This is a genomic window from Specibacter sp. NPDC078692 (genome assembly GCF_040686835.1).
In the GTDB taxonomy this organism is placed as follows: domain Bacteria; phylum Actinomycetota; class Actinomycetes; order Actinomycetales; family Micrococcaceae; genus Specibacter.
Genome location: NZ_JBFBLV010000025.1, coordinates 22695 through 42005, shown reverse-complemented (window position 1 = coordinate 42005; position 19311 = coordinate 22695). Strand labels below are relative to the sequence as shown.

At 61.7% G+C, this 19311-nt stretch carries 19 protein-coding genes and 1 riboswitch; of the genes, 7 read left to right on the top strand and 12 right to left on the bottom strand.

Features of this window, described 5'->3' with window-relative positions:
- The first annotated feature begins 89 nt into the window (after positions 1–89).
- Genes purS through purL form a run of 3 tightly spaced genes read left to right on the top strand, consistent with a single transcriptional unit; the run spans position 90 to position 3415 of the window.
- Positions 90–341: a phosphoribosylformylglycinamidine synthase subunit PurS gene (purS, locus tag AB0O97_RS15570; protein ID WP_363842630.1), complete on the top strand. Its 252-nt coding sequence runs from the start codon at positions 90–92 to the stop codon at positions 339–341.
- Between the two features lie 2 nt (positions 342–343).
- Positions 344–1096, top strand: coding sequence for a phosphoribosylformylglycinamidine synthase subunit PurQ (gene purQ / locus AB0O97_RS15565; RefSeq protein WP_363842627.1), 753 nt, complete (start codon positions 344–346; stop codon positions 1094–1096).
- A 9-nt stretch (positions 1097–1105) separates the two neighbouring features.
- Positions 1106–3415: a phosphoribosylformylglycinamidine synthase subunit PurL gene (purL, locus tag AB0O97_RS15560; protein WP_363842915.1), complete on the top strand. Its 2310-nt coding sequence runs from the start codon at positions 1106–1108 to the stop codon at positions 3413–3415.
- Between the two features lie 215 nt (positions 3416–3630).
- On the opposite strand, the gene AB0O97_RS15555 is transcribed toward purL, so the two are convergent.
- The 6 genes from AB0O97_RS15555 to AB0O97_RS15530 all read right to left on the bottom strand — a co-directional run bounded on the left by AB0O97_RS15555 (position 3631) and on the right by AB0O97_RS15530 (position 7546).
- Positions 3631–4209 (bottom strand): DUF1990 domain-containing protein, encoded by a 579-nt coding sequence (locus AB0O97_RS15555; RefSeq protein WP_363842624.1) that lies wholly within the window; start codon positions 4207–4209, stop codon positions 3631–3633.
- On the bottom strand, positions 4193–4600 hold the full coding sequence (locus AB0O97_RS15550) for an MmcQ/YjbR family DNA-binding protein (RefSeq protein WP_363842621.1): 408 nt from the start codon (positions 4598–4600) through the stop codon (positions 4193–4195). Before AB0O97_RS15550 ends, AB0O97_RS15555 begins: the two co-directional genes overlap by 17 nt.
- Positions 4597–5199, bottom strand: coding sequence for a dihydrofolate reductase family protein (locus tag AB0O97_RS15545; RefSeq protein WP_363842618.1), 603 nt, complete (start codon positions 5197–5199; stop codon positions 4597–4599). Before AB0O97_RS15545 ends, AB0O97_RS15550 begins: the two co-directional genes overlap by 4 nt.
- Before the next feature lie 69 nt (positions 5200–5268).
- On the bottom strand, positions 5269–6090 hold the full coding sequence (locus AB0O97_RS15540; protein ID WP_363883861.1) for a hypothetical protein: 822 nt from the start codon (positions 6088–6090) through the stop codon (positions 5269–5271).
- A gap of 32 nt (positions 6091–6122) precedes the next feature.
- A complete protein-coding gene (locus AB0O97_RS15535; RefSeq protein ID WP_363883859.1) occupies positions 6123–7079 on the bottom strand; it encodes a polysaccharide deacetylase family protein in 957 nt (318 codons plus the stop codon).
- A gap of 50 nt (positions 7080–7129) precedes the next feature.
- Positions 7130–7546, bottom strand: coding sequence for a CoA-binding protein (locus tag AB0O97_RS15530; RefSeq protein WP_363883858.1), 417 nt, complete (start codon positions 7544–7546; stop codon positions 7130–7132).
- A 94-nt stretch (positions 7547–7640) separates the two neighbouring features.
- Positions 7641–7754: riboswitch (SAM riboswitch) on the top strand.
- Between the two features lie 90 nt (positions 7755–7844).
- On the opposite strand from AB0O97_RS15530, the gene AB0O97_RS15525 reads away from it, so the two are divergent.
- The 3 genes from AB0O97_RS15525 to AB0O97_RS15515 are packed head-to-tail and all read left to right on the top strand — an operon-like array spanning position 7845 to position 10585.
- Entirely contained in the window at positions 7845–8606 is a 762-nt protein-coding gene (locus AB0O97_RS15525) for an ABC transporter ATP-binding protein (protein WP_363842912.1), read from the top strand.
- Positions 8607–8663: 57 nt separating this feature from the next.
- Entirely contained in the window at positions 8664–9704 is a 1041-nt protein-coding gene (locus AB0O97_RS15520; protein ID WP_363883856.1) for an aliphatic sulfonate ABC transporter substrate-binding protein, read from the top strand.
- Complete coding sequence (locus AB0O97_RS15515) at positions 9701–10585, top strand: ABC transporter permease (RefSeq protein WP_363883855.1); 885 nt, start codon at positions 9701–9703, stop codon at positions 10583–10585. The genes AB0O97_RS15520 and AB0O97_RS15515 overlap by 4 nt, the downstream gene beginning before the upstream one ends.
- Before the next feature lie 48 nt (positions 10586–10633).
- Here AB0O97_RS15515 and AB0O97_RS15510 read toward each other — a convergent pair whose 3' ends face one another.
- The 6 genes from AB0O97_RS15510 to AB0O97_RS15485 form a co-directional block, all read right to left on the bottom strand.
- The gene (locus tag AB0O97_RS15510; protein ID WP_363842600.1) at positions 10634–11152 is read right to left on the bottom strand and encodes an SUKH-4 family immunity protein; all 519 of its coding nucleotides are present in this window, start codon (positions 11150–11152) and stop codon (positions 10634–10636) included.
- Between the two features lie 107 nt (positions 11153–11259).
- Complete coding sequence (locus tag AB0O97_RS15505) at positions 11260–12066, bottom strand: carbon-nitrogen hydrolase family protein (RefSeq protein ID WP_363842597.1); 807 nt, start codon at positions 12064–12066, stop codon at positions 11260–11262.
- Between the two features lie 168 nt (positions 12067–12234).
- Positions 12235–13524, bottom strand: a complete 1290-nt coding sequence (locus AB0O97_RS15500) for an adenylosuccinate synthase (protein WP_363883853.1) — start codon at positions 13522–13524, stop codon at positions 12235–12237.
- A gap of 217 nt (positions 13525–13741) precedes the next feature.
- On the bottom strand, positions 13742–16438 hold the full coding sequence (locus AB0O97_RS15495; protein ID WP_363883852.1) for a multicopper oxidase domain-containing protein: 2697 nt from the start codon (positions 16436–16438) through the stop codon (positions 13742–13744).
- Positions 16435–17589, bottom strand: a complete 1155-nt coding sequence (locus AB0O97_RS15490) for a hypothetical protein (protein ID WP_363883850.1) — start codon at positions 17587–17589, stop codon at positions 16435–16437. Before AB0O97_RS15490 ends, AB0O97_RS15495 begins: the two co-directional genes overlap by 4 nt.
- A gap of 5 nt (positions 17590–17594) precedes the next feature.
- A complete protein-coding gene (locus tag AB0O97_RS15485) occupies positions 17595–18335 on the bottom strand; it encodes a helix-turn-helix domain-containing protein (protein ID WP_363842585.1) in 741 nt (246 codons plus the stop codon).
- Positions 18336–18408: 73 nt separating this feature from the next.
- Here AB0O97_RS15485 and AB0O97_RS15480 point away from each other — a divergent pair, with 73 nt between their 5' ends.
- Complete coding sequence (locus tag AB0O97_RS15480) at positions 18409–19182, top strand: DUF2249 domain-containing protein (protein WP_363883848.1); 774 nt, start codon at positions 18409–18411, stop codon at positions 19180–19182.
- Positions 19183–19311: the final 129 nt, after the last annotated feature.

Here is a 19311-nt window from a genome sequence, read left to right as displayed (position 1 = left end):
ACATTTCAGGCCACCATTGTGTGGCCAGATAAGTTGGCGTAAGACGGCACCTCCGCGGCACCCTCTCTTAAACACCAGGAGTTCCTTCGATGCCTCGGATCGTTGTCGACGTCATGCTCAAGCCCGAAATTCTGGACCCGCAGGGGAAGGCCATTGTTGGCGCACTCCCCCGCCTGGGCTTCACCGCATTCTCCGCTGTCCGTCAGGGCAAGCGCTTTGAATTGAGCGTGGACGGCGAGGTGACCGAGGAGATCCTGGCCCAGGCACGCGAAGCCGCCGAAACAATGCTCTCCAACCCGGTCATCGAAGACGTTGTCAACGTTGAAGTTGTGGCGGACTAGCCATGAGTGAAACCCCCTTGATTGGCGGAGCCGTCCTGGCTCCCGTTGATTCGCGTCTGGCCGGCGCCCGCATCGGCGTGGTGACCTTCCCGGGCACCCTCGATGACCGCGACGCAAGCCGCGCCGTCCGTCTCTCAGGTGCGACCGCCGTCGACCTTTGGCATGGCGACACCGTCCTGGCCGACGTTGACGCCGTCATCATCCCCGGTGGATTCTCCTACGGCGACTACCTGCGTGCGGGCGCCATTTCACGCTTCGCGCCGCTGATGTCACAGATCATCGACGCCGCTAACTCGAGTGCCAAGCTGCCCGTTCTGGGTATTTGCAACGGTTTCCAGATCCTGACCGAATCGCACCTTTTGCCCGGTTCCATGATCAAGAATGATCACCTGAAGTTCTTGTGCCGCGATACGGTGCTGCGCGTGGAGAACAACAACACCGCCTGGACCAACGCGTACACGCAGGGCCAGGACATCACGGTGCCGTTGAAGAACCAGGACGGCCAGTACATCGCGGACGAAAAGACCCTTGACGCTCTTGAGGCTGAGGGCCGCGTCGTGTTCCGCTACATGGGTGGCAACCCGAACGGCTCGCGCCGCGACATTGCCGGCATCTCCAACGCCGCGGGCAACGTGGTGGGCCTCATGCCGCACCCCGAGCACGCCGTTGAGCACGGCTACGGCCCCGGCCACACGGGCACCGACGGACTGGGCTTCTTCACCTCAGTTTTGAACACTCTTCTGGGAGACAAATAAATGAGCGAGATTTCAACAGAGCCCGCGAAGAAATTCAACATCGACACGGTTGAGAACGCCGCCGCAACCCCCGAGGTTGAGCTGCCTTGGGCCGAACTTGGCCTGAAGCAAAACGAGTTCGACGACGTCGTGAAGGTTTTGGGGCGACGCCCCACCGCCGCTGAACTCGCCATGTACTCGGTGATGTGGAGCGAGCACTGCTCGTACAAGTCCTCCAAGAACCACCTGCGCCAGTTTGGTGACAAGGTCACGGATGAGATGAAGAAGGACATGCTGGTGGGCATCGGCGAGAACGCCGGTGTCACCAACCTCGGCGACGGCTGGGCCGTGACGTTCAAGATCGAGTCCCACAACTCACCCACCATGGTTGAGCCGTACCAGGGTGCCGCAACCGGCATCGGCGGCATTGTCCGCGACATCATCTCCATGGGCGCCCGTCCGGTTGCCGTTATGGATCCGTTGCGTTTCGGCGCGATCGACCACCCCGACACCGCCCGCATCATGCACGGTGCCGTGGCCGGTATCGGCGGCTACGGCAACTCGCTGGGCCTGCCGAACATCGGCGGCGAAATGGTCTTCGATTCCGTTTACCAGGGCAACCCGCTGGTCAACGCACTCGCTGTTGGCGTCATGCGCCACGAGGACATCCGCCTGGCCAACGCCTCCGGCCAGGGCAACAAGGTTGTGTTGTTCGGTGCCCGCACCGGCGGCGACGGTATTGGCGGGGCCTCCATCCTGTCCTCGGAGTCCTTCGACAACACCAAGCCGTCAAAGCGCCCCGCCGTCCAGGTGGGTGACCCCTTCGCCGAGAAGGTGCTGATCGAGTGCTGCCTGGAACTCTTCAAGGGTTCCTTGGTTGAGGGCATCCAGGACCTTGGCGCCGCAGGCATCTCCTGCGCCACCAGCGAACTGGCCTCCAACGGCGACGGCGGCATGGAAGTTGAGCTGACCTCCGTCCTGCTGCGCGATCCCACCCTGACACCTGGGGAAATCCTGATGTCCGAGTCCCAGGAACGCATGATGGCTGTTGTGACGCCGGAAAACGTCGCCGCGTTTGAAGCCGTCATGGACAAGTGGGCCGTGGAGTACTCCTGGCTGGGTGAAGTGACAGGGACGGGCCGCTTGATCATCAAGTGGGACGGCGAGGTAATTGTCGACGTCGATCCCCGCACCGTTGCGCACGACGGCCCGGTTTATGACCGCCCGTACGCCCGCCCCGAGTGGCAGGATGCGCTGCAGGCCGACAAGTTCAACGGCTCAACCGCCGATGCGAACCGTCCGGCCACCGCCGATGAGCTCAAGGCCGCCGTGCTGGAACTCGTGGCCTCCCCCAACATGTGCTCGAAGGACTGGATCACCAACCAGTACGACCGCTATGTTGGCGGCAACACCGCCCAAGCCTTCCCCGACGACGCCGGCGTGATCCGCGTTGACGAGGAAACCGGTCTCGGCTTCGCCGTGGCCACCGATGCCAACGGCCGCTACACCTTCCTGGACCCGTACCACGGCGCGCAGCTCGCCCTGGCCGAGGCCTACCGCAACGTCGCCACCTCCGGCGCCATTCCGATGGCCGTCTCGGACTGCCTGAACTTCGGCTCCCCCGAGGATTCTGATGTCATGTGGCAGCTGGCCGAAGCCATCCGCGGCCTCTCCGACGCCTGCATGGTGTTGGGCATCCCGGTCACCGGCGGCAACGTCTCGCTGTACAACCAGACCGGCACCACGCCGATCCACCCCACCCCTGTTGTGGCCGTTTTGGGCAAGTTCGACGACGTTGCGCGCCGCACGCCGTCGGGCTGGCAGGAGGATGGCCAGGCCATCTACCTGTTGGGAACCACCGCGGATGACCTTGACGGTTCCGAGTGGGCCAACATGCGCGGCCACCTCGGCGGACTGCCGCCGAAGGTTGATCTGGAGCGCGAGCGCGAATTGGGCGAAATCCTGATCAATGCCTCACGCGACGGCATGATCGACTCCGCGCACGACCTCTCCGAAGGCGGCCTCGCAGCAGCCCTCGTTGAGTCTGCGTTGCGCTTCAACACCGGTGCCCGCGTGGCGCTGGATGAAGTTGCGGCCCGTGACGGTGTCGACACCTTCACCATGCTGTTCTCCGAGACACAGGGACGCGCCATCGTGGCCGTGCCCCGTAGCGAAGAGGTCCGCTTCAACGACATGTGCACTGCCCGCCGTTTCCCGGTGGCCCGCATTGGTGTTGTTGACGCAGCCGGCGATGCCCTGGACATCCAGGGCCTGTTCGCCGCTGAACTGGATGAACTTCGCGAAGCACACGAGGGAACCCTGCCGAAGTACTTCGGCTAATCCCCACACCCTCCCTCAAAAAACCCCGACCGACTCTTCACGGAGTCGGCCGGGGTTTTTGTTTTTGGAGCCGTACTTTCAGGGTTTGATCTTCACCTGCCGCCGTCGGGGCAAGCGCCCGTAACCACTAAGAAGACTGTGTCCGGCGCGTCCCTTGCGCCGGACACAGTCTTTTCGTATGAGCTGAGCACCCTGGAACGGCGGAAGGAAAGTGACTAAAAACCGCCCGTAAGCGTGCGTGCTGCCTGCTGGTAGGAGCGGGTCACACCGGCCTGGGTGAGCTTGGTGACCGGAGCACCCAAGGCATAGATCAGACCCGCAGGTTTACTGAAGGCCAGCAGCCTGAAGTACACGCCGCCGTCGGGCTTCATCATGGCGATGAACGCTTCCTCACCTAGGGCAGGGTGGCCAGGGAGTGTGCCGTAACCAAAGCCCGCCATCTGCAGTTCCTTCCCGTCGGGGCCGGGCATTAACGCAGGCTCCAGGGCCCAGACGACCTCGCACGGCACCGGCAGACGCAGATTGCCCACGCCAAAACCGCTCACTACATGAGCTCCCACTACGGCCCGCGGCGGGGCTTTGACCTGGAGGCCGGCTCGGCGCTGGATTTCCCAGCTCATAATGCCCTCGGCCAGCGCATCAAACGCTTCCTGACCTGCTCCGACGGCAAGTGTTTTATCCACATGGTCAAAACCTTTGGGCCATTCGATCGTCTCGGCGGTTTTCTGGGCAGCCAGCCTGGTCAGACCCAGAAACGGGTAATCTAAGGCGCCACGACTAGCTTTTGGCGACATATGCGCTCCACTCCAATGCTTGTTGCTGATTCTTGGGCAGCCCAGCCACCACAAGATCGTAGGAATCTTCCATCATTTCCAGCACCATTTGTTCCTCCACCGCAGAGGTATCCACGGTATTCCAGTGCTGCTTGTTCAAGTGATATCCGGCGGTGATTCCAGGGTTGGCTTGGCGCAGTGCCGGGGCCAGCTCGGGATCACACTTGAAGCTGATTTTTAGTGGCTCGGCTTCCAGATCGCCCAGCGCAAATACTTTGCCCACCCGCACAGTCCCGCCGCTGCTAGGCGCTTTGACCTTGAAAACGCTGATTTCGGGCCCGAAGGGGAAATCCTCATAGGCGCCTGTCATGGCCAGTGCCGCGGCACGCAGAACCGTAGCGGCGATACTCACGGCAACCCGATTTCTGACGCCAGTGCCTCACCCTTCGGTGCCTCATCCTTGAGCACACAATAGCTCAGCACAGCAAATTCGCCGTGCTGCTCGGCGCTGCGTAGTTTCAGCCGTTCGGCTCCCACATTGCGCGGCAACAGTGGTGCCCCGCTTGTCAGCGCTGCCGGGGCGAAGGTGATAACCAGTTCATCCAGCGCCTCGCAATCCAGGAACTGGCCGGCCACATCTCCGCCGCCTACCACCCAAATATCCAGCTCGCCGGCTGCCGCCCTAATCTCCTCCAAGACCTCCGGCACGGAACCACTGACGAAGCGGACGTCGGCACCGTCGGGCAGGGGAAGACTACGCGAGGTGAACACGTAGGTGGGTTTGCTGCCGTAGAACTGCTGCCATTTGCTTGGCTCCGCTAGGAGATTTTCGGCCTTGAGTACCCACTCATAGGTGGCAGAGCCCTCCACAAAAACACCCGCCGTCTCCATGAAGGCGGCAATGTCGGGGCCGCCGGAATTATCCACGGCAAAGAGCCAATCCAAGGAATGGTTTTCATCTGCCAAGAAGCCGTTCAACGTTGATGCGGTGTAGTACACGGTCTTCGTCATGGATTCAAGGCTACCGGCAGTATGTGTGCCCCGCCGTACCGGCGCACACCGTACCGGCGCAACCAGGCGTCAGGCCAGACATAAGCGGCCGAGTGGGGTCAGACGCACTTCCTGCAAGCCGTCATAGCGGCTGAGCCGGCCCAACCATTCCCCACCCCACTGGTTTGTGTAGTCGCTGCGCGCACCCTCGGGCGGAACGTAACGCACATCCACCAGACCAAGCGTTGCCGCGTACTCGAAAAGCAGCACCAGCACGTACCGCCCCTGCAACAAAGACCAGTCGCTGTAGCCTTCGTACCCCAGACTGCCGTACTGCGGGTCCTCGATGTAAAGCTTCCACAATCGCATTTCTGTGCGTTCAATTTTCGGGTCCATGCCCAACGCCTGCATTTTTGCAAACAATGCGTCCACTGGCGTCCATGAATCCTCGGTCAATAGCCGCAGTCCCTCGGCTGCCAGCTGCCGCCGAGGTTTCAAGGCACTCAAGACGTTGGCGGAGCGCTGGCCCTTGATGGCTTCTATTCGGCTGAACTCATCGATGATCCCCGCCTTCAACCACCGTTCCCAAAGTCCCTTCAAAACCAATGCAGGGTCCTTGGATAGTGCCGTGCAGCCACGCGACGTCAATGCCATTCTGGGACCGTCTGCCAGTCCACCGGCCTGCAGCAGTAACGGCCAGGCAAAACCGGAGATGGGTTCGTTGGCATAAAATTCCCCGCCGGGCAGCACAGTCTCCAACAACCGCATGGTGGCAGCCGTGGGTTTCCGTGTGGCAGCACTGACCCGTAGTTTTCCGGCGTCGGCCAGCGCGAGCACCACCGGTAGCTGGGCCAGCGCCCTCGGCTCCGTGTGAACTTCGGTGGCGTCCCGGGTGCGATCTTCGTTTTCCACCGGCTTAAGCTCCTTCTATTTTCTACGTGATGCTACGGGGTGGCCAGATAATCTTCGAGCAGCACCACTTTGAGTCGGGCTGCTTTTTGCGCTTTGAGGAAGGCCGCGAGGTTTTCCGGGAATTCCTTCCTAAAATGCATGAGCACAATGTCCCCAGGTCGCAGCCCCGCGCCCACTTGGTAGTCCATTCCCCCTGCATTTGCCTTGCTTTCCCAATCCACAATGGCCTTCATGCCGCACTCCGCAACAGCCCGCCGGGTGGCCATGGTGTATGGGCCACCCGGCGGTCGGAAGAAGACCGGCCGGCGCCCGAACTGCTGTTCTTCGAAGTCAGCCATGCCGCAAATTTCGGCCTTTTGCTGCTCGTAGCTGAGCTGAATAAATCCCAGATTATGGGTCATGGTGTGGTTTTCAATGAGGTGTCCGGCCGCAGTGTATTTCCTGTAGAAATCTGAACTTCCGGCGATAAAATTGTGAGCCAGAAACAACGAGGCCTTGATCCCGTGCTGCTCCAGCAGCGCCAGGTCCGAGTCCCGCTTCACGGCGCCGTCGTCGATCGTCACGAACACCACCTTTTGCTCGGTAGGCACCTTGGTCAGCACCGGCGCCATCCCGTCGACGATGGGCGGCAGCACATAGTCCGGCACCAGCCCTTCAAGGGTGTCTACCCTCCCGGTGGCCGGGTTAGTCGCTGGCTGAGCGCTGGGGACTTCCGACGCCGGAGCTTGCGTACTCGAGGCAGTGCCAGTCGCCGCGGGGGTACTCGAGGCAGTGGCTCTCTCGGGAGGAGTTTTTGTGACCGGGTTGCTTGCGACGGGGGTACTTATGGGCGGCGCGGTAGTAGCTGGCGCAGTTACTGGGCCCGGCAGCGCTGAACTGTTGGTGTTGACCCACCACAGGCCGGTGGCCACGAGTGCAATCGCTAGGAGCAACACCGAAAAAGCCACCCAACGGCCACGGCTGGGTGAAAGGTCAAGATGGCGGGGCATGGCAGCTTTCCTTATTTCTGAAGATCGTCGTTCAGCACAGCCTGCGCCGCTTACAACCCGAGTTTTGCGGCTTCAATCTTGGGACAGGTATTCATCACCACGTCCAGTCCTGCAGCTTGTGCACGTTGGGCCGCGTCCTCGTCAATAACGCCCAGCTGGAGCCAGACAGCCTTGGCACCCACCGCGATGGCCTGGTCTACAACATCACCCACCCGGGTGGAATTTACAAAACAGTCCACCACGTCGATGGTTCCGGGGACCTCGGCCAAGGCTTTGTACCCCTTGGCACCATGGACGTCATCGCCTTTCAAACTCACCGGGATGATCTCCTGGCCCAGGTGCTGCTGGAGGTACAAGGAAACACCGACGGCAGGTCGCAGCGGATTACCGGACAAGCCCACAACAGCCCAGCGACCGGGTGTGGTCAAGAGCCGGCGGATGAGCTGCGGGTCATTGAGGTGTGCCATGTTACGAGCCTAGTCCTCCCACCGATTGTTACGCTTCGCGAACTCCACCCGCTTGCCGATTTCTGCCGCACACCACTACGTCCTAGTCTTGAGATGACCATCCCGAGCGGCCGAGAGATCTGGCTCATTGACGCCGCAGCAACCCTGGTTGACACCTTTGTAGAAGGAGTCATCGCCGGCAGGGTGCTACCGCCAGGAACGATGGAGTGTTGTGATGTCTGCTTTACTTTCGCCCTCGGTGTCTGCCGAACCAGTGGCGCCACCAACAATAGTTTCTGATCCCCAGGGCACTGCGGCCATGCCGGTTTCCTTTCATGGGCTTGGCAGGTCTTTCAGTTCCAAGGCCGGCACCCACACCGTGCTCCGTGATGTTTCCTTTGACATTCAGGCCGGGGAAATCGTAGCCCTACTGGGACCTTCTGGCTGCGGAAAATCCACCCTCCTGCGTGCCGTTGCCGGACTCGACGCTCCCAGCAGCGGCTCCGTGAGCATTGATGGAACAGCCGTAACCGGCATTGATTCACGCTGTGCCGTAGCCTTCCAGGAACCTCGGCTCCTGCCCTGGAAGTCGATCGCCAGCAACGTGGCGATCGGGGTTCCTGCCGGAGCCGACTCCGCCCGCAGCCGCCTCGTGGTGGAAAATCTGTTGGAACTGGTGGGTCTATCCGCCTTCGCCGGGCACCGGCCGCGGGAAATCTCCGGCGGCATGGCCCAGCGCGCATCCTTGGCCCGCGCCTTGGCTCGCAACCCTGGAGTTCTATTGCTTGACGAGCCCTTTGGCGCGCTGGATGCCCTGACTAGAATCACCATGCAGGACCTGCTGCTGGATATCCATTCGGCAGAACCGACCACGGTTCTGTTGGTCACTCACGACGTAGATGAGGCATTGCAGCTCGCGGACCGGATCATCCTGTTGGGCTCCGACGGCACGGACCAGCCCGGTTGCACCATTGTGCGCACCGTGGACGTGCCCGGCACACGCCCCCGCGACCGGGCATCAACAGAACTGGCCGGGCTGCGCAGCTCACTGCTTACCAGCCTCGGCGTCGACGGCCACTAGCCGCTACTTTTTACTTTCTCTCTTTCACTCTTCAGCACACCCATTTTAAGGACCACCATGTCTAATTCAGCTCTTTTCAACCGACGCTCATTCCTCGGATTCACAGCCGCCGTTTCCGCTTTGGCCCTTGCCGGCTGCACCGGTGAGAATGCAGCCACCGACGCTGCTGGCAAGGTGGGCGGCTCCGATACACTCAACATCGACTTCGCCACCTACAACCCGCTCAGCCTGATTATCAAGGAGAAGGGCTGGCTGGAGGCAACTCTGGCCGAGAAAAACGTCACCGTGAAGTGGTTGCAATCGGCTGGTTCCAACAAGGCCAATGAGGCACTGCGTGCTGGCGCCATCGACGTTGGTTCCACGGCAGGCTCCGCGGCGCTGTTGGCACGCGCCAACCGCTCCCCCATCAAGACAATCTCGCTCTACTCCCAGCCTGAGTGGGCGGCCCTAGTCACTAACAAGGACTCCGGTATTACCAAAGTTGCTGATCTCAAGGGCAAGTCCGTGGCGGCGACCAAGGGCACCGACCCCTACTTCTTCCTAGTCCAGGCCCTGGAAGAAGCCGGCCTGAGCACCAAGGACGTGACGGTGGAGAACCTCCAGCACGCTGACGGAAGAGCAGCTCTGGCGAACGGTTCAGTAGACGCGTGGTCTGGTCTGGATCCCATCATGGCCACAGCCGAGCAGGAAGGCGCCACCCTCTTCTACCGGAACCTTGATTTCAACACCTACGGATTCCTCAACGCCACCGAATCATTCCTCAAGGACAAGCCCGAGTTGGCACAGACCGTGGTGGACGCTTATGAAAAGGCTCGTATCTGGGCTGCGGCCAATCCTGAGGAAACGGCTCAGATCCTGGCAGATGCCGCTGGTCTGAAGCCAGCAGTTGCCACCACCGTGATTCTCGAGCGCAGCAACCTGGATGTCTCCGGAGTTCCGGGCGAGAAGCAGCGCGCCGTCTTGGCCAAGATTGGGCCCACCTTTGTTGAGCTCGGCGACGTCAAGACGCAGGCCGAAGTGGACACCGCTCTGGAGACCCTGCTGGATGATTCCTTCGCGCTGAAGGCAAATCCTGATTCAATCAAGGAATCCGCATGAGCCACCTAGGCAACCCCGGGGCAACAGGCAACGCTGTGCTGCCAACTTCTGTTGAAGGTTTCACCGCCGTCGGCGTCACCACGCTGAAGCCCGGCGCTCCAACACCAACACCCCGGATCCTTCGCGGTGCTGGCGGCTGGGTCAAGTTGGGCTTGGGCCTCATTCTTCCGGTCATCATTTTGCTCGCCTGGCAGCTCAGTACCGCGGCAGGTATTTTCTCTCCGGTCCAGCTACCCTCGCCACGATCAGTATTGGAGGCCGGGACAGAACTCATTGCCCGCAATGAGCTGTTCGGCCACATTGCCATCTCCACGCAGCGAGTCCTCCTTGGCTTCCTGATCGGAGCCGTGCTGGGTGTCTCTTTGGGAGCTCTTGTGGGGCTTTCAAAGGTCTCCGAGGTTCTGCTGGGGCCCACCATCGGCGCGCTCAGGGCCGTACCGTCCTTGGCATGGGTGCCGCTGTTGATCCTCTGGATGAAGATTGGTGAGGACTCCAAGGTCACGCTGATTATTATTGGTGCGTTCTTCCCAATATTCACCACCGTGTCTCTGGCGTTGCGCCATGTGGATAAGAACCTAGTCGAGGCCGCACGGGCATTCGGGCTCAAGGGCTTGAAGCTGTTGACCACGGTGCAGCTGCCGGCCGTGGTCCCGTCCATCTTCTCCGGACTCCGGCTGGCACTAGCCCAAGCGTGGCTGTTCCTGGTGGCGGCAGAGCTGATCGCTTCGTCCATGGGGCTGGGATTCTTGTTGACCGATTCACAAAATAACGGCCGTACTGACAGATTGTTGCTGGCTATTGTGCTGTTGGCAGTCCTCGGCAAGGCTACGGATGCCTTGCTGGGCTTGGCCGAGAAATGGGCCGTTCAACGCTGGTCCTAAGTGCTAAGCGAACGGCATTAGAGAGCCTGCACCAACCGCACCCTCAGGTCAGGCGTCGACGAATGATTCGTTGGCGCTTGGCCTGTCGTTGTCTCCAGAGTCGGACTCGTTTTGCTCTTCCTCTTCTTCGGCGTTGTCCTCGTCAAGGTCCACATAGTCTTCGCTGGTGAGTTCCTCGGTGTACAGCGCCCAAAATTCATTGGCAGCGGCGGCAGCAGGGTCGATCCCCTGTAATTGCTCCTGAAAGGACTTTCTCACGGCGGAGAAGTCTTCATCGTCTTCAGGACCAACCGTGTCACGGTCAATAGCTCCCCACGCAGCAACAATGGCGGGCAGGGTCTCCAGCGAAGAGGCCATCAGAGTCTCTTCATCTTCGCAGACATACAACACAGATCCGCTTTTCCTATCTACCACAACGAACTGGAAATCTCCGTCGTTGCACACGATGGCCCGGCCGCTGGGATCATCAGCAAAGGGTGGCTTAAGCCATTGCCCGTCCAGCGGTACGTCCTCCAGGGCAACCGGGTACAGACCCTCCAACACGGACCAAATCCTGGTGTCGTTCATGATGTCCTCCTACCGGCTATTCAGCCCTTAGAGCCTGCTCTGACTATCCTGCCTGCTTATAGTCTTGACACTAATCACCGCCGGTTGCCCCGTCAACGGGAATCTTTCTAGCCTGCAGGAACCACCGTGGTGCTGCTTTCGAAACGCCGATTACGAAGCACCGGCAGAAATTCGCGAACTTCCTCAATGCGCCGATGGGTGACGTCTGCGGTGGCTACACCCTCCGCCTCGTCATTGAGGAAATCAATGGCGATACCCATGGGGTCAAGAATGGCCGAGTGCCCAATGCAGTGATCGCTAGAGGTGCCAGCAGCCATAACCCAGCAGGTGTTTTCAATGGCCCGTGCCTTGAGTAAGGTCTCCCAATGATCGATCTTGTGCTCGCCCTTGAACCAGGCGGCCGAAACGCAGAGCAGGTCCACGCCTGAGACGGCCAACGTGCGGGCCAACTCGGGGAAGCGGATGTCGTAGCAGGTCATGATGCCAACCTTGAACCCGCCAATTTCCACCACGGTGACGCCCCTGTCGCCGGGCTTGATCCGGGTCGATTCCTGATAGGAGAAGGCGTCGTAGAGGTGCAGTTTCCGGTAGGTGCCCAGAATTTCGCCACTATCGTCAACCGCCACCAGCGTGTTGTACGGGCGGGCCTCACCGCTGGATTCATAGCCGCCGGCAATCACGCCGATCCCCACCTCGGCGGCCATCATGGACAGGCCCTGCACAAACGTGGTCCAGTGCGCGTCCACGGCTGCAGCAAAATCGCCCTTGATCCGGCCTACGGAAAACATGGCTTCCTCCGGGAACAGGATGAGCTTGCTGCCCTCCTGCGCCGCATCGACGGAAAGCCTGCGCATCGTGGCCAGGTTCTCGACGACATCTGCGCCAGGGTTGAATTGTCCTACGCTAACCTTCATGTCAGGGGGTCCTTCCGCTTGATTACTTGTGCATCCAGCCTAGCCCGTCGATCCCCTGCGAGAATATCCTCAAGCACCCCAACAAAAGGGAAGGACGACGCCGGAAGCTAAGTTCCGCCGTCGTCCCTCCTTGTGCTTCCCCGACAGTAGGCCGAGACCGCGTGAGCGCTAGTCGTTAATTAGATCGTGGCGCACGATCGTCTGGTCGCGGTCCGGGCCCACGCCGATAGCGGAGATCCGGGTGCCCGACATGCCTTCCAGAGCCAGCACATAATTACGCGCGTTCTCAGGCAGGTCCTCCATGGTGCGGGCCGTGGTGATGTCCTCGGTCCAGCCCGGGAAGTACTCGAAAATGGGCTTGGCGTGGTGGAATTCAGTCTGCGTCATGGGCATTTCGTCATGGCGCACACCGTCCACGTCATAGGCGACACAGACCGGGATGGACTCGATGTTGGTGAGCACATCCAGTTTGGTGACGAAGTAATCCGTGAAGCCGTTGACGCGGGAAGCGTGGCGGGCCAGGACGGCGTCGTACCAGCCACAGCGGCGCGGACGGCCGGTGTTGACACCGAATTCGCCACCGGTGGTCTGGAGGTAGATGCCCATGTCATCGAAGAGTTCCGTCGGGAACGGGCCAGCGCCAACTCGCGTGGTGTAGGCCTTGATGATGCCCACCGAGCGGGTGATGCGGGTGGGGCCAATGCCTGAACCTACCGAGGCGCCGCCAGCGGTCGGGTTGGAGGAAGTAACGAACGGGTAGGTGCCGTGGTCCACGTCCAAGAACGTTGCCTGACCGCCTTCCATGAGCACTACTTCGCCGCGATCTAGGGCCTCGTTCAACACAAAGGTTGCATCGATGACCATGGGGCGAACGCGGTCGGCGAAGCTCAGGAAGTACTCCACCACCTCGTCCACTTCAACGTCACGACGGTTGTAAACCTTCACCAGAAGTTCGTTCTTCTGCTTGAGCGAACCCTCGACCTTCTGGCGCAGGATGGACTCATCGAAGAGGTCCTGGACGCGGATACCCAGACGGGCCACCTTGTCCATGTACGCCGGGCCAATGCCGCGGCCGGTGGTGCCGATGGCGCGCTTGCCAAGGAAACGCTCGGTGACCTTGTCCAACACCTGGTGGTACGGAGCTACCAGGTGTGCATTGGCGGAAATACGCAGCTTGGACGTGTCCGCGCCGCGGGCCTCCAGACCCTCAATTTCTTCAAACAACGCTTCAAGGTTCACCACGCAGCCGTTGCCAATGATGGGTGTTGCGTTGGGGCTCAGAATGCCGGCGGGAAGGAGCTTGAGCTCATACTTCTCGCCACCTACAACCACTGTGTGCCCGGCATTGTTGCCGCCGTTGGGCTTCACTACGTAGTCGACCAAACCACCCAAAAGATCTGTGGCCTTGCCTTTTCCTTCGTCACCCCACTGGGCGCCGACGATTACGATTGCTGGCATGGGACCCTCCCCCTTGCTCATAAGTTGAGCCGGGCGCTACATAGTTCAGCGGTTGTTCCGCTGTACAGCGTCCGGGCACGAAAATGCCCCTTGGGAACCACGTGCCAGATCCTGCAAGTTCTGCAGGAAGGCGAACGGCCAAGGGGGTCTTACCCCCCAAGTTTACTGCACCGCCGGTGCCGGCGCACATTGACGCCCTCCAATGGACAAACGGCGGCTACTTTTCGATGTGGAACAATCCCGCGGCGCCGCGTTCGGCGTCGACCATGCTGTGTGAAACGAACGAATAGTTGCCTGCTTCCGGAAATTCCAGTTCCACGAAGCCGCCCTGTGCAGGTGCCAGCGGCAACACTTGGGCGCCCGCCGTGGGATCGGAGCCGTCCAGCAGGTACCGCCCCTCGCTCCAGGTGGTGTCGAATTGGCCGCCGATCACATGGAACGACGACGCCCGGTTGGGTCCGGCGTCGAGCACCCAAATCCGCACCCGCTCACCAACTTTGGCAGGCAGCGGCCTGAACTTGTACTGGTTGGCGTAGCCATTGAACACCACGGCGTCCGGCTTCTCGGCCTGAATCTTGGCCAGGTCCGCGACTCCGCCCTGGGCACCGGCATAGATCTCGGACTGGACCAGAACATATTCCTTGCCCACCTTTGGCAAGCCGGGCGGGTCGATGATGACGGCGCCGAACATGCCGTTGGCGATGTGCTGACTCATGGGCATGGTGGAGCAGTGGTACATCCAGATCCCGGCGCGCGTGGCCGTGAAGTTATACGTCAGCGACTCCCCCGGATTGATAGTGCGCATGGGCTGGTCGGGTGCGAGTGCTCCGGCGTGGAAGTCGATCGAGTGACCTAGTGAGCCATCGTTGACCAGCGTGATCTTGAAGGTATCGCCCACCTTGCCGCGCAGCACCGGACCGGGCGCAGTGCCATTGAACAGCCACAGCTTTTGGCTCACGCCGGGCGCCACTTCGCGTTCCTCCTCCGTGACTTTCATGGTGATTTCATGCGTTGTTCCGCTGGGCGCCGGAGGTAGCACTGCACTGTGCGCGGTGAACCCCTCGGCGGGCTCCTTCATGAAGTCAAAAGTGGCGGCGGGTCCTTCCGTGGCGGAGCCGTGATCCATGCCGGCCATGCCCGCATCGGTGCCGGTATCGGTGCCGGCAGTTGGGGCGGTGCCGGCTGCAGGGGGCGCGCCAACAGCCACAATGCTCAGCACCATCCCCTGCTGCCGGTGGCCAACAACGCTGCACCAGGCGGCAACATCAGCGCCGATCACGCCGACCTCAACCGTGGCTTTCTCACCCGGATACAGTCGCCCTGAATCCGCACCCAGTTCCGTGACGAGATCGTGCATCATGGTGTCCTCATTGACCAGATTGATGACCAAGGTGTTGCCGGCCGGGACCTCCACCTTGTCGGGGTGGAAGCGCATGTTTTTCATGGACATCTCCACCGTGGTGGTCTCGCCCGTGGCCACCACCGCAGTGCCCGCCCCCGCCTGATCCACGACCTTGAGCACCGACGGATCGGCCATAACCCCTGCCACCATGACCAGCACGACGGCGGTCAGCGCGGCCGCCGCCTGCCCCCACCGCCGGCGCGGGGCCGGGTCATACCCAGCCACCGCCGCGGCCCCAGCGGCAGGGCCAGTCCCAGCGGCAGGGCGGGAGACGCCGTCGTTCTTCACGGGAGCCTTCCGGAACAGGGCAATACCCAGCAATGGCAGGAACCAGGCCAGGCCAACCAGGACCAGGAAGGTGGTCCCCACGCGCACAATGCTGGGTAGCGGTAGCAGCGAGACCAGCAGGACAACGTTGCTTAGCGTTACCCGGAACCAGCCCGCCTTCTCCAGAGCAGCGGTCCTGTGCTTGAGGGCTGTGGGGCCACCGCCGAGGACCACGGGTAGCAGATAGGTCAGCGCAGCACCGAGCACTTGGGCCACGAATCCGGCGGCAAACACCGGGACCACTGTCTCGATGCCGCGGTGCAGGCTGTCCCACCCGTCGCTGCTCAGCGTCAAGACCAGCAGCCACACAAGACCTACGAGGAGCCAGATGAGGGCGGCGAGCGCCGAGAGTGGGGCGAAGGTTGTGGGCGGTTTGGATCGGACTACTTTGGCGAGCGGCACGCAGATGTACACCACGCCGCCCAGGTAAATGAGCAGGCCCAGTGCGCAGAGGAACACCGCACCGGCACCAGCACCTGCGGCGATCAGCAGCACCCCGGCTAGCAGCGGGATTGCACCGTGGCGGGCAACAGTTTCGGCGCCGTCGGCCACTCGGGTGCGCAGCATGGTGGGTAGCAGGGTCATCAGCGTGCCCAACACGGCCAGGCCCACAAACCCCAGTACGTTCACGCTCATGTGCGCCAGAAGGAGGCGTACATGCAGCTCCCCCGCTGGGCCTGCGGCGAGTGCGGCACCCACCCCAGCACCCACGGGAAGCAGCAGGCAAGCCGCCACGTAGAACCAGACAGTGGGGCCGAACCGCGACGGCAGCGCCGTGCGAGCGCGGCGACCCAACGCCACAGCGTGCAACGCCACCGCGAGGCCGACCCCGATGCTGCCAATAAGCGTCAACAGCCACACATTGGCCACCATCGAGACGACCACCAACACCACTGCGACGTTCAGGCCAATGAGCCGGGCCGCCATGGCGCGGTTGTTCGGCGTGGGCCCGCGCAAGAGCGCCTGGGCGAAATGCCAGCTCCACACGAGGATCGAATTCGTGGCCGCCCCGAGCAGTAACAAGTGCACCATGAGCCACCCTGAAACCGGGATGTTGCGATGAAACAACACCACAACCACCAGGGCCACGAGCCAGACCACGGCCGGAGCGTTGGCGCGCAGATGCCAGCGGGACCTGTCCATGGTGGGTTTGGATGCGCTGGCGGGTGCGGAGCCGATTTTCACGCTGTTTCCTTAGTGGCATGGCTGGCCTGCCAGATGGCCATGACGGCAAACAGCAAGATGGAAATTACGTTCAGCACACCGCCGGTAACCCACGCGCCATGGTTCCCCGCGCCGTCGCCCATTCCTAGCCTGATGGCCAGCGAAAGGTGCAGCAGCCCGGCTGGCAGCCAGAACCCCGGGGTGTAAGGCAGCGGTTTGCGCAGCACGGCGGGCAGAATGACGGGGGCGTGCGCCATGATCATGGAGATGGTGAAGCCCAGGAAAACCGCATGGATCGCGACGTCGTAGGCGGCCCCGGTCAACGGCCCATCCTGGATGGCCAGTACGACGCCGGCAATCGCCAACCAGCCATAGCCCGCCAGCAGGCACGCGGCAATGTAGCGCGGGAGGCCTTGGGACCGGATGGTTTTGCGGGCGGCGTCGTAGGCCACGAGCCAGCCCACTGTGCTCAGCAGCGTCACTCCGAAGAGCGGGTAGCCCATGGCAGGCCACAGCAGTGTGGCGGCCGTGGCTGCGAGCAGTGTGAAGCTGGCTGCCAGCAGGAGTGGTTCTGCTTTGGGGCTGCTGATGCCGATCCGGGCCAGCTCCAGACGCTCCCCCGCGATGGTCAGCACCACAAAGGTGATTAGGAATGGGAGCAGAACGGGGATGCTGGGGATGCGGATCCACAGCGCTGCCGCGGCGATGGCACTGACAGCCCCGAGGATTTGAATGAGGACCACGTTGTCGTACTGGCGGCGCCAGAGGGGAATGTAGACCAGTGTCATGGCGATGGTACCGGCGAGCATGACGCTTTTGCCGACCCAGAGATCCACAGGAGAGATGAGCAGCAACCCGGCGATTCCCAGGAGTGCTGGCGAGGCGTATCCCCACGCCTTATTGAGTGCCACGGAGCGTTCCAGCGCGATGACCGTGCCCACAAAACTAAGGACCAACAGCATGCCGTGAACTTGGGGGAAGCGCTCAACCTTCAGCGGTGCGTCCGCGCCCAGCAGCTGCAGCCCTGCATTTAATCCCACCAATAGTGCCGCACCGGCAGGCAGCATGAACAGCATGCGGAACGCTGGTTTGCGCAGAAGTTTTGTTTTGTGTTTCTGCGGGCTTTTGCGGTTCGGGGCGGGCTTTTGTGCTGGCTTTGGTGCTGGCGTCACGCCAGTCATGAGGTGCCGCTGACAGGCAGGTGCAGTGTACAGAATCCTGGTCCGGCAAAGGGAAGCAGTTTCACGTCTTGCTCTGGGAGGCCACTGCCAGAGAGCAGTTCCTTCGCCAGACCTAGATGGACTGCACACACCACATCGGGATTTTCCCTAGCTGCCTCCACAATGGGGCAGGTGGTAAGTGTCAGTTCGGTGGCGTCCCGGTTTCCTTGGACACCAAATCCGGCCTGACCAAGCGCTGTAGCCACGCGCCGGCGCGCCGTCTTGCCTGAGCGTTCAGTACCTGAGCGTTCGGTACCGGAGCGTTCGGTACCGGAGCGTTCGCCGCTCGAGCCAGCACCCAGCGCTCTGGCCCAACTGCGACCGGCATTCTCACCCTCTGCGGCGGGGCTGGCGCTGTTTGCGGCGAGGTGGTTAGCTAAGGCCGCGGCAAGTGCGGCGTATCCCACGGGACCGGCAGTCATGTCCGCGGCCGTGTACAACCAAGCAGGCCTACCCCGGCCTTCTTTGGGCGCAGCAGTTTTGGTGGCATACCCGTCGCCGGCCAGGGCCTCTAGATGTTCCCTAACAGTGTTGGCATGCTGGCCGGTTTGCGCCGCCAACTGCTCAACACTCAGCGAGCCATCCGTCTGGCGCAACCGCTCAAGAATGGCTGCGCGGGCTTTAGAGATGGGCGCGACAGCTTCGGCCCGCCCTGCTTTAGGACCAAGCGGACGTTCTGTGACAGATTTATTTTCCACGGGATTAAGTGTAGTAATATAATCGCAGAATCTCCATTCCCATCGAGATCGTGGCACTTTGAAAGGTTTCTCCGTGAATAATCTTGTTCTTGCCTCTACATCCGCAGAAGCGGCTTCCCTTGAAGAGGCCCGTACCCGTCTGGCAGAAGCCGCCGGAACACTAGGCACCCTCTGCAATAACTTGGTGGCCGCTGCCGGTAATCCGGCAGGCCACGAACTGGCACAGGCGGATCAGGGCGCTCTGGTTGACTTTGCCGAGCAGCAGCTCGTTCCGATGGCCGCTGCACTGGCCGGAGCCTTTGCTGGGGCAACCCCATCACCGTCCGTGAACCTTCTTGCCACGGTCGCCGCCGGACACAATGAGCGTGTCAGCGCCACCACGAAAGCACTGGAAGTCCAGGAACTTCCTCTCCAAATGGTCCTCGCTGGCGGCCGACTCCTAGAGGCCGCAACAGCCTTCATCGCTGAAGCAACCGAGCTCATCCTGCCGGAACTTGCCCGAAACGCGGCCGTTTCACTTGCCGACTCCCTGCCCACGCGCAGCACCACAGAAGCCGGGACTGTGGGTCAGAGCCAGGCTCCAGCGTCGGGCGGTTGCGCCTGCGGTGGGCACGACGAACCCGGCCTTGCTGAACTTGATACCCGAGTCATCCCACACGCCATCCGCCACTCCACCATCTTCGGTGCGCTGGAAGGGCTCGCCGCCGGGAAAGGGATCTTGCTGATCGCCAATCACAAACCATTGCCGCTGCTGACGCAATTGGAACAGCGCTCCCCGGGCAAATTCGCGGTGGAGTTCCTCGAGGACGGTCCCGAGCTGTGGAAGTTGAGCATGATCCGGAACTAATCCGCCAGCTAAACCCCGGCACCACGGACGCGAGCTAGGCTGCGTCTGCACCCTCACGCACAACTCATTTGTCATAGCGGACGATTCAGTGTGCGGCTTTCGCCGCGCGCAAGGTACAGACTTCGCAGC

What these genes read in the sequence shown, in the direction of transcription:
- purS (WP_363842630.1), top strand. Translation starts at nt 90, where the DNA reads ATGCCTCGGATCGTTGTCGACGTCATGCTCAAGCCCGAAATTCTGGAC.
- purQ (WP_363842627.1), top strand. Translation starts at nt 344, where the DNA reads ATGAGTGAAACCCCCTTGATTGGCGGAGCCGTCCTGGCTCCCGTTGAT.
- AB0O97_RS15555 (WP_363842624.1), bottom strand. Translation starts at nt 4,209, where the DNA reads ATGTCGCCAAAAGCTAGTCGTGGCGCCTTAGATTACCCGTTTCTGGGT.
- AB0O97_RS15545 (WP_363842618.1), bottom strand. Translation starts at nt 5,199, where the DNA reads ATGACGAAGACCGTGTACTACACCGCATCAACGTTGAACGGCTTCTTG.
- AB0O97_RS15535 (WP_363883859.1), bottom strand. Translation starts at nt 7,079, where the DNA reads ATGCCCCGCCATCTTGACCTTTCACCCAGCCGTGGCCGTTGGGTGGCT.
- AB0O97_RS15530 (WP_363883858.1), bottom strand. Translation starts at nt 7,546, where the DNA reads ATGGCACACCTCAATGACCCGCAGCTCATCCGCCGGCTCTTGACCACA.
- AB0O97_RS15525 (WP_363842912.1), top strand. Translation starts at nt 7,845, where the DNA reads ATGCCGGTTTCCTTTCATGGGCTTGGCAGGTCTTTCAGTTCCAAGGCC.
- AB0O97_RS15520 (WP_363883856.1), top strand. Translation starts at nt 8,664, where the DNA reads ATGTCTAATTCAGCTCTTTTCAACCGACGCTCATTCCTCGGATTCACA.
- AB0O97_RS15515 (WP_363883855.1), top strand. Translation starts at nt 9,701, where the DNA reads ATGAGCCACCTAGGCAACCCCGGGGCAACAGGCAACGCTGTGCTGCCA.
- AB0O97_RS15510 (WP_363842600.1), bottom strand. Translation starts at nt 11,152, where the DNA reads ATGAACGACACCAGGATTTGGTCCGTGTTGGAGGGTCTGTACCCGGTT.
- AB0O97_RS15505 (WP_363842597.1), bottom strand. Translation starts at nt 12,066, where the DNA reads ATGAAGGTTAGCGTAGGACAATTCAACCCTGGCGCAGATGTCGTCGAG.
- AB0O97_RS15500 (WP_363883853.1), bottom strand. Translation starts at nt 13,524, where the DNA reads ATGCCAGCAATCGTAATCGTCGGCGCCCAGTGGGGTGACGAAGGAAAA.